The organism is Zobellia uliginosa, assembly GCF_900156625.1.
Classification (GTDB): Bacteria; Bacteroidota; Bacteroidia; order Flavobacteriales; family Flavobacteriaceae; genus Zobellia; species Zobellia uliginosa.
In genome coordinates this window covers 1-13,277 of the sequence record NZ_FTOB01000003.1, presented here as the reverse complement: position 1 = coordinate 13,277, position 13,277 = coordinate 1, and the positions used below count along the sequence as shown (strand labels likewise).

7 protein-coding genes are annotated in these 13,277 nt (G+C 43.7%); 2 read left to right on the top strand and 5 right to left on the bottom strand.

Translation table 11 applies throughout. The annotated features are described in order from the left end of the window. Nucleotides 1-11 precede the first annotated feature (11 nt). The 5 genes from BW980_RS08585 to BW980_RS08565 form a co-directional block, all read right to left on the bottom strand. Nucleotides 12-2,117: a c-type cytochrome domain-containing protein gene (locus BW980_RS08585; RefSeq protein WP_076454826.1), complete on the bottom strand. Its 2,106-nt coding sequence runs from the start codon at nt 2,115-2,117 to the stop codon at nt 12-14. 4 nt (nt 2,118-2,121) lie between these two features. Continuing rightward, complete coding sequence (locus BW980_RS08580; RefSeq protein WP_076454824.1) at nt 2,122-3,576, bottom strand: DUF1501 domain-containing protein; 1,455 nt, start codon at nt 3,574-3,576, stop codon at nt 2,122-2,124. A gap of 16 nt (nt 3,577-3,592) precedes the next feature. After that, nucleotides 3,593-5,896 carry a PSD1 and planctomycete cytochrome C domain-containing protein gene (locus BW980_RS08575; RefSeq protein ID WP_076454822.1) on the bottom strand — a complete coding sequence of 768 codons (2,304 nt, stop codon included), beginning with the start codon at nt 5,894-5,896 and terminating at the stop codon, nt 3,593-3,595. A gap of 3 nt (nt 5,897-5,899) precedes the next feature. Beyond that, nucleotides 5,900-6,955, bottom strand: coding sequence for an NHL repeat-containing protein (locus tag BW980_RS22315; protein ID WP_076454820.1), 1,056 nt, complete (start codon nt 6,953-6,955; stop codon nt 5,900-5,902). 118 nt (nt 6,956-7,073) lie between these two features. Beyond that, a complete protein-coding gene (locus BW980_RS08565; protein WP_083690436.1) occupies nt 7,074-10,988 on the bottom strand; it encodes a hybrid sensor histidine kinase/response regulator transcription factor in 3,915 nt (1,304 codons plus the stop codon). 288 nt (nt 10,989-11,276) lie between these two features. Here BW980_RS08565 and BW980_RS08560 point away from each other — a divergent pair, with 288 nt between their 5' ends. Both BW980_RS08560 and BW980_RS22310 read left to right on the top strand, forming a co-directional pair. Then, a complete protein-coding gene (locus BW980_RS08560) occupies nt 11,277-12,926 on the top strand; it encodes a sulfatase (protein ID WP_076454815.1) in 1,650 nt (549 codons plus the stop codon). A gap of 208 nt (nt 12,927-13,134) precedes the next feature. Continuing rightward, nucleotides 13,135-13,277: FAD-binding protein (locus BW980_RS22310; protein ID WP_139327670.1), on the top strand; the 143-nt coding region annotated here is incomplete at its 3' end.

Genomic DNA, 13,277 nt, shown 5'->3' with positions numbered 1-13,277 from the left:
ACGCTTTATATTTAAAAGAAAAAGAGTTGGTTCACCCTCAAGGTGTTGTCTTTTTTAGGTTGGCCCACTATTTTTAGGTATTTATACGATTGCTCTGGAAGCTGGATCGATATCTCCTTAAGCCGGTCAAGATTGCTTTCATTCGCAAAGCCTTCCTTCTTTATCAATTGCCAATTTTCCTTGTCATCGGAAGCCCAAATCGCTATAAACTCGATGGGCGATTTTTTTTGCTTATAGTGCAAGCCACAACTTAAGACCACCTCTTTTATTTTTGGGGTCGATACGCTAAAATCAACAATGGCCTCCAGCGGTTTTTTATTGAAGGAAGCCCAGAATTTTGAAAAGCCTACTTTTTCGTTACTTCGAATGGCATCGGTCAATATTTTTTCGGCCTCGCCCGTATAAGAGCTCAAGACCCCCGGATAAACGAGCTCTATCGCATCGGGTACCAGACCTCGATCATAAAAAATATAGGAAACCGGGTTACTGGGCAACCAGCCTTCCTTGTAAGCATAGGCTTTTACGGTTTGCTGTCTTTTTCCTTTCAGATCCAATGGAAAGGCCTTTTCAAAAGCTACCGAGGTAGAATCGGGTCGAGATCCATCCAAGGTATACTTAATGCTTACCCCCTTCATCTTATGTCCTAAGGAAATCAAATCGCCGGAACTAATGATATTTCCCTCATTGACCAAGGTTGGTGGGGTCAAGCGTAATTCTTCTTCCGGGTCGGGCACATAACCTTCATTGATAATCACATGGGGCAGTTTCGTTCTCAACTGCTCTATTTCATCGGCATTGAGCTGGGTGTTCCATACAAATACTTCCTTCAGGCCTTTCAACTTTTGTAAATGTTCGAGTACCGATGCATTTATGGCCGTACCCGATAAGGACAAGCTTTCCAACTGGGTACACCCCTGCAAGGCCCCGATGCCCTCACTGTCGATATCGGTAAAATTAAGGACCAAGTGCTCAAGGTTGCGTAGTTTTCCCACAGACTTCATATGCCCGTTCGTTATCGGAAGGTTGGCCAAACTGAGGTAAGTGACCTGCTCCTTGATTTTATCAAGTTCGTTCAAGTATTCGTCTTTAAAAGCACTACGCCCGAAAATGGCAACTTCTACCGCCGGTGAAGTTGGCGATTTTTGAACCACGGTTCTATACGGATTGTTGAGTTCTTTAATGGCTTCGGCGCCCACGAAATTAAAGGCGTATTGTTTTTCTTCAAATGATTTCAGCCATTTGTCGGCAACCAACTGCCTAAGGGTATCGTTTTCTTGTAGTTGGGCATAGGTAACCTTATCATCCGCACCGTGTTCGATCCAAGTACTTATCAATGTAATTTCTTCTTGGGTCAATTGCGGCTTTCCTTCAGGTGGCATGTGCTCTTCGTCTTCCAAGGGTAGGGCTACCCTCTTCAACAAAAGGCTCTCTTCCGCATTATGTGCCAGCCAGACTTCCCCATTTTCGCCTCCCTTGGTTATGGCCTCTATGGTGGTCAGGTCTAGATCGCCCTTATGTTTTTGAGGATTATGGCAACTGGTGCATTTCGCTTTTAAGACCGGGGCCACATAGGCCGTATATATGGGCGTATTCTCGTCTACGACTTCCTCTTGTGCCGCTGTTATCGGTTCCATTAGAAAATTGGTCCCATGGGTCAACCCTGCCCCAAAATGCCCGCCTACGAGCACGCCTAACAGACCTGTATACAGCAATACGCGAAACACCTTGCCGCAGGAATATACCCAAACCGAGGCGTATATAACAAAACATAAGGCAATGCCCACCCACTTGTGGAGCGTCAGCAATTCCGAATCGTAGCCCTCAAGGGACAATAAGAGCCCCATAAGCGTAGCCAGCACCGTAGTAAACGAGGTCAACAACAACAGCGAGTAGTTTATCTTTTCAAAGGAAACCGGGTCGAGCTGTTTTTTGAAGAGGTTGAGAACCACCAAAAGCACTATAAAGGCCACCGGAAAATGCAGGATCAAGGGATGCATTCGCCCCAAGGGCTGCACCCAAAAAGGAATCTTCAAATGACCTTCAAAAAGCACTAAAAATGCCAACAATACGTGCAGAAAGAACAGCACGTTCAAAAAAAACGGAATGGCTTTTTTCATAGATCTAAGCTATAATATCTTTTACCACATGACCGTGTACATCGGTCAACCTAAACCTTCTGCCTAGATGTTTATATGTCAGTTTTTCATGGTCTAAGCCCATTAAATGCATTATAGTAGCGTGTAAGTCGTGAATGTGTACCGGACTTTCCACAATGTTATAACCCAATTCGTCGGTCTTTCCGTAAGACAGACCTGCCTTTACCCCACCCCCAGCTAAAAAGATACTGAAACAGCGCGGGTGATGGTCCCTTCCGTAATTATCTTTGGTCAGTTTACCTTGGCAATAGTTCGTTCTACCAAATTCACCACTCCATATTACCAAGGTTTCGTCTAACAGTCCTCTTTGTTTTAAATCGGTAATCAAGGCCGCCGATGCCATATCTACATCTTTGGCCTGGCCTTTGATTTCACTTACCAGGTTATTGTGCTGATCCCAGCCCTGATGGTACAATTGTACAAAACGCACACCCGATTCCGATAACTTTCTTGCCAGCAGGCAATTGGCCGCATACGTCCCCGGCACCATACAGTCAGGACCGTACAGTTTTTTGATATGATCCGGTTCTTTCGATACGTCCGTAATTTCCGGAACGGCCGTTTGCATTCTAAAGGCCATTTCGTACTGTTTTATTTTTGCAGGAATTTCAGGATCACCAAACTCGTCATAGCCCAGTTGATTCATGGCAGCCAGGTGGTCTAACATCTTACGGCGTGTTTCCCTATCCATTCCCTTGGGATCGTTCAGATAAAGAATCGGATCTTCACTGGCACTCAATTGCACCCCTTGATGGGAGCTATCTAAAAATCCGTTCGACCATAATTTTGAATATACACCTTGGCCATTACCTTTTCCCTTTGAGAGCAACACACAATAGGCCGGTAAGTTTTGGTTTTCGCTTCCCAGTCCGTAACTGAACCAAGATCCGATACTGGGCCTATTGCCCACTTGGGCGCCGGTCTGCATAAAAGTCAATGCCGGGTCATGGTTGATCGCATCGGTATGCATACTCTTGATCATGCAAATATCATCGGTAATCTTGGCAATATTAGGAAAGAGTTCGCTCACCCAAGTTCCTGATTCGCCATACTGCTTAAAGCTGAATTTAGACCCCACTAAAGGAAAGGACTTTTGACCTGCGGTCATGCCCGTTAATTTTTGGTTTCCCCGAATGGAAGGGGGAAGCTCTTGACCGAACATATCGTTCAACTTAGGTTTGTAGTCAAAGCTTTCCAATTGGGAAGGTGCCCCATTTTGCACCAATAGAATGATCCGTTTGGCTTTTGCCGCAAAGTGCTTTAGCCCCAAAGGCAGCTGTTCTTCAGCGGCTTTCTTGCCTGACAATAGATCGGGCATTAAAAGTGACCCTAAGGCCACGCCGCCCATTCCCATGGCCATTTTTCCTAAAAAATGTCTTCGGTTCGTATTCAAATAATGCTCAACAACTTCTTTATCCATATCTCTTGATTGACCTTTATCCTTTTACTATTGTTTCCTCTAGATTGTAAATCGTGTGAATGATCTGCATAAGTGCCGCCACTTTAACCTCATCCCTATCTTCTAAAATAGGGTACTCGCCGACTTCAATAAAATCTCTTGCTTTCTGCTTATCGCTTGCAAATGCCTTTTCCTGGTCATGGTAATAACCGACCAGCATTTCCTTTTCTTGGGGTTTAATGCTTCGGCATAAAATGCGGACAAAGGCGGCTTCTATTTTTTCATCGAAGCTACTTTCTTCCTGTATCAATCTTTCCGACAATACCCGGGACGCCTCCAAGATGGTCGGATCGTTCAGGGCGATAAGCGCCTGAAGCGGCGTCATGGTAGATTGTCTTTTTACCTCGCACTGATCACGTGTGGCCGCATCAAAGGTCAATTGTACCGGAGGGAGGGTGGTTCGTTTTATAAAAACGTAAATACCCCGTCGATACAGGTCTTCGCCATGGTCTTGAACATAATTGGCCAAAATACCACGCCCAGAGCTTGCCGCTTCCCAAATACCGTCGGGCTGATAGACCTTTACGCTACGCCCACCTATTTCGGGGTTCAACAATCCGCTCGTTGCCAAGGCGTGATCCCGTATCATCTCTGCATTAAAACGCAAGCGAGACATACGCGACAGGTAACGGTTATCGGGGTCTATAGTCAACTTTTCGTTACTGACCACGGAAGACTGCTTGTAAGTGGAAGACATGACTATCTGTTTCACCAAACGTTTCATATCCCATCCATTTTCCATAAAATCTGCGGAAAGCCAGTTCAACAGGCCAATGTGCGTAGGCAAATCGCCTTGCATTCCAAAATCGCCGGAAGACCTCACAATACCTTCACCAAAAATTTCCTGCCATACCCTGTTGACAAAAACCCTACTTGTCAGGGGGTTCCTTTCATCAAAAAGCCATTTGGTTAGTCCTAGGCGATTACGTTCGTAAACCAAGGTGTCAAACTTCATGACGGCTTCGGGGGGAGATGGTTCAACAATCTCCCCTTTATCATCATAGACCCCTCGGTTCAATACATGGGTCGTTCTAATGTCGGGTTTCTCTTCGATTACCATGACATCTACATCCTCCGGTTCTTTTTTATTTATGAACGGAAGTTCCTTATCGATTACCTCATCGGTAATGGTAATCAAGGGGGGCTCTGCCAATACTTCCCCCATAGATTTAGGACGATGTATCACCTTGTCGAAAAAGGCAAAAGTATTGAAGTAGTCTTTCTGCGAAATGGGATCGTACTTATGATCATGACACTTGGCACACTCTAAGGTCAGGCCTAAAAAGGCCTTACCGAAGGTATTGGTTCTATCGGTTACGTTCTCGATCCTAAACTCTTCCTCTATAATACCGCCCTCTTGGTTTATTTTATGATTTCGATTAAAGCCCGTTGCCAAAATGGTCTCCATATTTTTCTTCGGCATCAGATCTCCCGCCAATTGGTAGGTTACAAACTTTTCGTAGCTGTAGTTTTCGTTAAAGGCGTGAATGACCCAATCTCTCCAGGGCCACATGGTACGCAACTGGTCGTTCTGAAAGCCGTGGGAATCGGCATAACGGGCCACGTCTAACCAGTGGCTTGCCATTTTTTCGCCATAATGTACACTGCCCAACAACTCGTCAACAATTTGTTCATAAGCATCGGGCGCGTCATTCTGAACGAACTTTTCGCGCATTTCCGGCGAAGGCGGTAAGCCCGTAATATCTAAAGCAACCCTTTTCAATAGGCGTTCCTTATCGGCAATTTCATTGGGTTCAAGGCCTACCTCTTCAAGTTTCCCCAATATAAAATGGTCGATTTCATTGCTCACCCAATCCGAGGGAACTTCCGGTATTTCCGGTTTTTTCACGGGAATAAAAGCCCAATGTGGTTCGTATACCGCACCTTGTTCTATCCACTTCTTCAACACCTTTATTTCGTACTGCGTCAGCTTTAGGTTAGAATCTAAGGGAGGCATGAGGTCGGAACTATCTTTGGCCGTAATGCGTTGGTAGACCATCGATTTCTCTACATTCTTCGGCACAATAGCAAACTCCTTATCGGAGTCTTTCAGTGCTTTATAGGCGCCTTCAGGAGTATCTAAGCGTAAGTCTGCCGACCTTTTATTGGCATCGGGACCATGGCAATTAAAACATTTGTCCGACAGTATGGGCCGAACATCAAAATTATAATCTACCATGTCGGGAACTTTTTGCTGTGGAATGGAAGCATATTGCCCCTCTTCCTTACAAGAAACCAGAAGTAGCCCTAAAATGATAAGTTGAAGAACGGTTTTTTTCATAAGCTATACCCTTTCTAATTTTATAGGATAGGTTTTATTGGCGTTCCACTGGCAGACGTATATATTCTTATCATCGTCTATACAAACATCATGACAGTGATTGAAAAGGGGCACATCTTGTACCATCAATTGTAACTTTCCTTTTTTATAGACCGGGGCCGTACCTCCTGGATTGGAAACAACCTTATCGTTCTTATCCAAAATGGTAACAAAACCTGAATCGGGGGTTTGCTCCAAATACTTTAACCTAGACCAACACACCCCTGAATATAAGTTCTCACCATCTATGACCGGTCTGCAGACAAATGCCCCTGGAAGAAAAAGAGAAGATAGGTACTTGCCATCAAGGCTATAGCGTTTGAACGAATTGTGTTTTCTAGAGGTACACAACAATGTAATGTTGTTAGGGTCCCTGTCATCAATCGTTACCCCGTGGGCCGTACTGAACAAATGGTCTTCTAAGCCCCGTCCGCCAAACTTCCGTATAAATTCACCGTCTTTGGAGTACTGTAAAATAAAATCGGAGCCGTAGCCGTCGGCTACATAAATATCCCCATTTGGAGCTACCGTTGTTTCGGTAGGGCGATACTTTTGGTCTTTTTCATAAACCCCTATTTCGTGTGGATTGGGCAACTCCATAAGAACCCTGCCCTCTACCGTAGTTTTAAGAATGGCACCATCGTTATCGGTTATAAAGAGCATATCAACTTCCCCTTCCTTCGACAAGGTCAGTCCGTGGGCCGATTTCAGGTTATGTGTCCAAGTCTTTAATAGCTTGCCCGATTTGTCATATACAATAACATTGTTCTTGATCTCATCGGTAACCATAATGAGCCTTCCCTTGGAATCCATCACCATTTCATGACAGTTTTTTACCGGGGTGCTTGCCGGGTTCAGGTTTCCCCACTCTTTATGAACGCGATACTTAAAATCGCCATGACCAATAATCTGATCGGATAACTTGGGTTTATTTATTATCCCAAAACTATATGTAGGAACGGAAAGCGCGGCACCGGCAAAAGCCGACTGTTTGATAAAATTTCGTCTGGAGTTTTTCATTCGGTTATTTTTAAGTTGCAGCGCAACAAGCGCTTCTCAAAAATACCTAACTACCTATTTTTCAATGTAGACTAATTGTGCAAAAGGGTGCATTTTTTGTGTAACAGATACACTTAATCTATTTACCGGGTACATAATGCGATGGAGGATGACCGAACTCCTTTTTAAAAATGCGACTGAAATACCGGTTATCGTTATACCCTACCCTGAAAGCAATCTCCTTTATACTCAGCTGCCCTTCCTGTAACATAGGCATAGCTTTTGAAAGTTTATAGGTATTGATATACTCAATAATAGTCTTACCGGTAAGTGCCTGGATCTTTCTATACAACTGTGAGCGTCCGATGGCCAATTCATCGCATAAAAAGTCAATTGAAAAATCGGCGTTTTCGAGATGGGCGTCAATAACATTGTTCACCCGTATCAAATATTGGTCTACCTGAGAGGTGGGTTCTACGATCAGGTCTTCCTTTTGATATTTTTTGACAAGGCGTTGCCTGCTCTCTATCCGGTTCTGGATTTTCATTTTAATTTCGGAAACGTTAAAAGGCTTCTCTATATAATCTTCGGCCCCGGTTTCCAATCCTTTTAATTTATTTTCCAATCCTGTTTTAGCGGTCAAAAACATCAAGGGAATATGGGCGGTCAGTTCATTCGCCTTTAACTGGTTCGCTACTTGAATACCATCGAACAAGGGCATCATAATATCACTGATTACAATATCGGGAATATGTTCCAAGGCCAATTGAAAACCGTCCTTTCCATTGTCTGCCTGAAGAATTACGTAATCGTCCGACAGTTCCGTGGTCAAATAATTACGGATATCCTCATTGTCTTCGATCAGAAGCACAACGGTCTCGCCTGATGCCGTTTCCGTCGAAACAACGGGAACTTCCTTTACGTTTACCTCGTAATCTTTATAACCAATAGGCACGGTAATCGTAAAATGCGATCCTTTTCCCTCTTCGCTCTTCAATTTGATCCTTCCTTGATGAAGCTTTACCAATTCTGAGATAAGGGAAAGTCCTATTCCACTACTATAGCCTTTATTCGGGTTTTCGTCTAACTGATAGAAGCGTTCAAATACCTTTTCTTGGTATTTTTTAGGAATGCCGGCCCCATTGTCTATAACCTCAATTTCCAATTTTCCGCTTACCACTTTATCGTCGTCATCGGTCTCAAGGTCGGCATAGGAAGTCTTTAAATTAATCTCACCGTTTTTAGGCGTAAACTTAAAGGCATTGGAAACGAGATTGGTCACTATTTTTTCAATGACATCTTCGTCAAAATAAAGGGTATAATCGGTTTCGGAAGCCTCGCAGTTAAAATGGATGTTTTTCTCTTTTGCCCAGTATTCATAGGCCGTATACATGTTTGTACAGACCAATAGTTCGTCATGGGGCTTGATTCTCAATTGCTGATTTCCTTCCAGTTTGCGAAAATCAAGAATTTGATTCACCAGTTCCAACAAACGATTGCTGTTTCTATACATCATTTGCAAGACCCGGGTATCTGGTTTGACCCCTTTGCGTATATACTTATCCAAGGGTGAGGTTATCAAGGTCAATGGTGTTCTCAGCTCGTGGGATATATTGGTAAAAAAACGAAGCTTCATCTGAGCCAGTTCCTCGAATTGATATACCCGTTCCTTTTCTATTTCGAACATATTTCTTGTCCGTTCCCGTAACAAGAAGAACCTAAAGCCCCATACCCCTATCAATAAGAGCAGAACGCCCCCTAAAATCTGCACCCATAGGCGTTCCCAAAAGGGAGGGGTGACTACGATATCCAAGCTTTTGATCTTGTCCGTCCAAATTCCATCTTCATTGGTCGCCTTTAAAAGAAAGGTATAGTGGCCCGAAGGTAGGTTCGTATAGGTCGCCCGAGTGCCATTGGCCATGGTCCAATCAGAATCAAACCCCTCTAATTTATAGGCGTATTGACAACGCTGGGCATTTTCGTACTGTATGGCCTGAAAGCTGAGTTCTATCTTTTGGTCTTTATACGAGAGTTGCAAGTGGTCTTCTACCTCTATACTCTTTTTTATGTACGGACTATTGGGCGAAACCAACTCATTGTTTACCCATAATTTAGAAATATAGACCGAAGGGGTTTTGGTACTGGGTACTACTTTTTCAGGATTGAAGGTCATTAGGCCCGCATTTGTGGAAAACACCATATGGCCATCATCGGTAACACAGCTTGAAATATTGATTTTCTGTGAAAGGAGTCCGTCTTGTTCATTCAAAATACGAACCACATTATTCTTTGCATCTAGTTTTATAAGTCCGTTTCTTGTACCCAACCACAAATTCCCCTTCCCATCTTGTTCAATGCTGTTAATGATCCTATCCTTTAGCAAGCTATTATCGTACTGTATAAATAAATCTTTCTGCAGATCATAGCTACAAAGTCCAGAATTTGTACCCACCCAAAGGGTACGGTCGGCATCCTCAAAAATCACATTTATAAAATTGTTGTTTACCGTAGCGGTATTGCCAATTTCATGCCTATAGTGTACAAATTGGTTCTTCTCGGGCACATAGCGTTTTACGCCATCGCCATTGGTACCGATCCATATCTGTCCTTTGTAATCTTCAAAAAGTTCATTTGCCCGGTGAAAATACCCTATACCATTGGGGTCGTTGGGATCACAGTCGAAATACACGGTTGTATCCGTTGCGGGATCGTAAATGCGGGCTCCTAAGACCTCTCCCGTCCAAACCAGTCCGCTACCCGTTTCCAAAAGCCCGAAAAGCTCGGCGGTTTTCCTTGTTGTTTTTCTTAAAGTTTCGCCTTCTTCGGTATATCGATAAATATAATCGTTATCGGCCACCCATATAATTTCCTTGTCATACGAGCTCATAAAAGTCCTGTAAGTAAACCCTTCGAGAGTTTTGGTCAGAACCTGGTCTTTCTTACTGTAGATGTTGATCTTTCCGTTTCTATATACCCAATAGTTATTTTTAGTCTTTAAAATTTTGGCCTTACTGCCCGATTCTAAAAAAGACTTGAATATTACCGGTGATTTTTTAATGTGAAAAAAGTGGCCCGCGCCGTCCAATACCCAAGAATCTTCCTTGGCCGGGTTATGGAATATTTGTCTTATATAGAACGACCCTTCATTGAAGCGCTTGTTGAGCCTAATTACCTTTTTGGTTTTGAAATCGGAATCTACGATAGCTATTTGATCTCGGTGCGCTATCCAACAATTCTTCTCATTGTCGGCTTGTATGGCACTTACCCGGTCTTCTAGTAAGTCTAACTCATGAAGCCGGTTCTTTTTATCTACCTTAAACAGCTTGCCGTTAGAAACAATGAGGTCGTTATAAAAGCCCAATACGGGAAAGGAGTGGGAACCGCCCGGTATCTCTTTGACAAGGCGTGTAAATTTCCCCGTATCGGCATGAAATATATTAAGTCCGATCCATGTACCGATAAAGAGACGGCCATCAGGACTCCCCTGTATATCGAGTACGTTATTGTGACTGATGCTTTCGGGGTCGTCTGCATTGTACTGGTATCTTTTAAAAGTTCCCGTTTTCCGGTTCATCAAGTTCAAACCACCACCGTCGGTACCGATATAGAAGGTGTTGTCCGCGGTTTCATAAATGACCCTGACCTCATTAAAACTCAAGCTTTCAGGGTCGTTTTCGTCATGAATAAAGCGTTGAAAGTTGTCGTACTCCCGATCATATTTTAGGAGACCACCACCATAGGTCCCTACCCATAAGATCCCCTCACTATCTTCATACAAACACGAGATATGGTTATCGGTAATACTTGTCTGTTCGTGCTCGTTTTTACTGTAATTTTTAAAATTTCCCCCATCAAAACGCCACAGACCATTAGTAGAGGCGATCCAAATAAAACCATAGCGATCCTCAAGTATATCTTGGGCAGCGGTCTCTATCGGCAATTGAAAATGCGTAATCTCAAAATCAGTTGCATTCTCTTGTGCACGTACAAAGGGGACAGTACCCCATATCATTAAGGCCAAAAAAAGATGAAAAACGTGGGGTACTCTAAGCATGAGCTGAATATAAAACAATTCTAAGGAAGGTTAAATAAATTTCTGTTATTGTCTATACGCCCTGCTTCAAATTCGTTGCCCCCCCCTCTAAAGCCCAAGAGTAGTCGTATCTCTCCCTACATTCATTCCACAAAAAACAACTTAAGGTTAAGATAGTGCCAACCCTTGATAAAATACATAAATTAAGGAGGCCAATTTTAAGGTTAATTTGTAGTCGACACAAAACTACAGGCTATGCTTATATATATTAACGCATATCTTTAACTGGTTCCATAAAATCCGAACAAAATGAACATTCGAATTATAGTCCTAATCTTTCTGGGGCTGTTCACAAACTGCAAAAACACTACTACGCCCGCAAAGGAAGCGCAAGCAAAAAAACCGAATATTCTTTTTCTGGCCATTGATGACCTAAGGCCCGAACTTGGGGCCTACGGTTCCGACATTGCCCTGACGCCCAATATCGATGCTTTGGCCAAGGATGGCCTTCGGTTTAACAATGCCTATTGTCAGCAGGCCATCTGTAGTCCTTCTAGGGCCAGTTTAATGACCGGCGCCCGCCCCGAAACCATTCAGGTTATTGAAAATTTCACTTATTTCAGGGATAAAAATCCTGATATCGCTACCCTGCCCCAACATTTTAAGGCCAATGGTTACGAGACCGTTTACACCGGAAAGATCTATCACGGAAAATACAACGACCCAGAACTCTCTTGGAGTAGACAGCCCGTTGAATTGAATAAAGGTGGGGTGAAATTTGGATTTAAATTGCCCGAGAATATCAAAATGCAGAAAGAAAACAGCGAGGCTATGGTGGCCAAGTACGGAAAGAATGCGTTGAGGAACGGTCTAGGGAAAGGTCCCTCTTATGAATTTGCCGATTTTCCCGACAATGCCTATGAAGATGGATTCAATACAGACCTGGCCATTGCCACTATGAAGGATATGCTTGAGAAAAACCCGGAAAAACCGTTCTTCTTGGGTATGGGCATGAAAAAACCCCACCTAGATTGGATCGCCCCTAAGAAATACTGGGATATGTACGATGCGTCTGATATTAAACTTGCTGAACACAATCAAGCCCCAAAAGACGGAGCCACCATGGGGCTCCATGCTTCCTTTGAGTTAAGGGCCAGGGCCGGAATTCCTAAAAAAGGAGATATCCCTCCCGAGCAAGCCATAAAGCTAAAGCATGCCTATTTGGCCTGTGTAAGTTATGTCGATGCACAAATCGGCCGTATGCTCAGTGCCCTCGACGAAGCGGGAATAAGGGACAATACCATCATTATTTTATGGAGTGACCACGGATGGCATTTAGGCGATATGGGCATATGGGGAAAGGCTACAAATTATGAAATTGCCACTAGGGTTCCATTGATCATCTGGACCCCAGATATGGCAAAAGAAAACCGCGGGAAAGCTACGGATGCCCTTGTGGAATTGGTAGATATGTATCCGACCCTATGTGACCTTGCCGACATTTCAAAACCCAATACTTTGGAAGGCCAAAGTTTTGTCCCTTTGCTTTCCAACCCCGAGCAAGAATGGAAGACCGCTGTTTTTTCGCAGTTTCCAACACCTGCACTAAGGGAATGGGCCGCCAATCCACTTTCAAAAGGAATGCGTGAAACTTCCTTTGGGCCATTAATAGAAGAGGTTGAAGGCCGTATTAAAACGCAACAAGGTGAAAAATGGGACCGCGATCTGTTCGAAAATCGCTTAATGGGGTATTCCATGCGGACCAAAAACTACCGTTTTATCGTATGGAAAGATTATACCGATAAAGATGCCGAACCTGTGTTCATAGAACTCTACGACCACGATAAGGACCCAGCGGAAACCGTAAACATTGCCAAAGACCGTCCTGAGTTGGTAAAAGAGCTCATGCTATTGTTCGATAAAGGCTGGGAGGGAAACAGGGCGAAAGTAAATATTTAAACAACGCCGACCCCACCCCTATCATCAGAACCCGGTTCTTCATAACGTAATTCAGACCAAGCAGTTAAAATGATTCCCTTTTCGATGCAAAACCTATAAAATTCTTGAATTTGCATAGGCTTTTGCGACCTCTACTATAGACAGGCCCGAACTATTGTTATTTTTCGAATCTCAATCGAATCGAACTACTAACAAAAGCAAAGAACCTATGCAGATTAAAGAATCACCTGAGCTCTATGATGTTATCATCGTAGGCTCTGGAGCAGGTGGCGGTATGGCCACCAAGCAACTGGCCGATGCGGGCCTCAAGGTCGCGGTGGTCGAGGCGGGCCCCTTTTTCGACCCGGCCGA

What these genes read in the sequence shown, in the direction of transcription:
- BW980_RS22315 (WP_076454820.1), bottom strand. Translation starts at nt 6,955, where the DNA reads ATGAAAAACTCCAGACGAAATTTTATCAAACAGTCGGCTTTTGCCGGT.
- BW980_RS08585 (WP_076454826.1), bottom strand. Translation starts at nt 2,117, where the DNA reads ATGAAAAAAGCCATTCCGTTTTTTTTGAACGTGCTGTTCTTTCTGCAC.
- BW980_RS08580 (WP_076454824.1), bottom strand. Translation starts at nt 3,576, where the DNA reads ATGGATAAAGAAGTTGTTGAGCATTATTTGAATACGAACCGAAGACAT.
- BW980_RS08560 (WP_076454815.1), top strand. Translation starts at nt 11,277, where the DNA reads ATGAACATTCGAATTATAGTCCTAATCTTTCTGGGGCTGTTCACAAAC.
- BW980_RS08575 (WP_076454822.1), bottom strand. Translation starts at nt 5,896, where the DNA reads ATGAAAAAAACCGTTCTTCAACTTATCATTTTAGGGCTACTTCTGGTT.
- BW980_RS08565 (WP_083690436.1), bottom strand. Translation starts at nt 10,988, where the DNA reads ATGCTTAGAGTACCCCACGTTTTTCATCTTTTTTTGGCCTTAATGATA.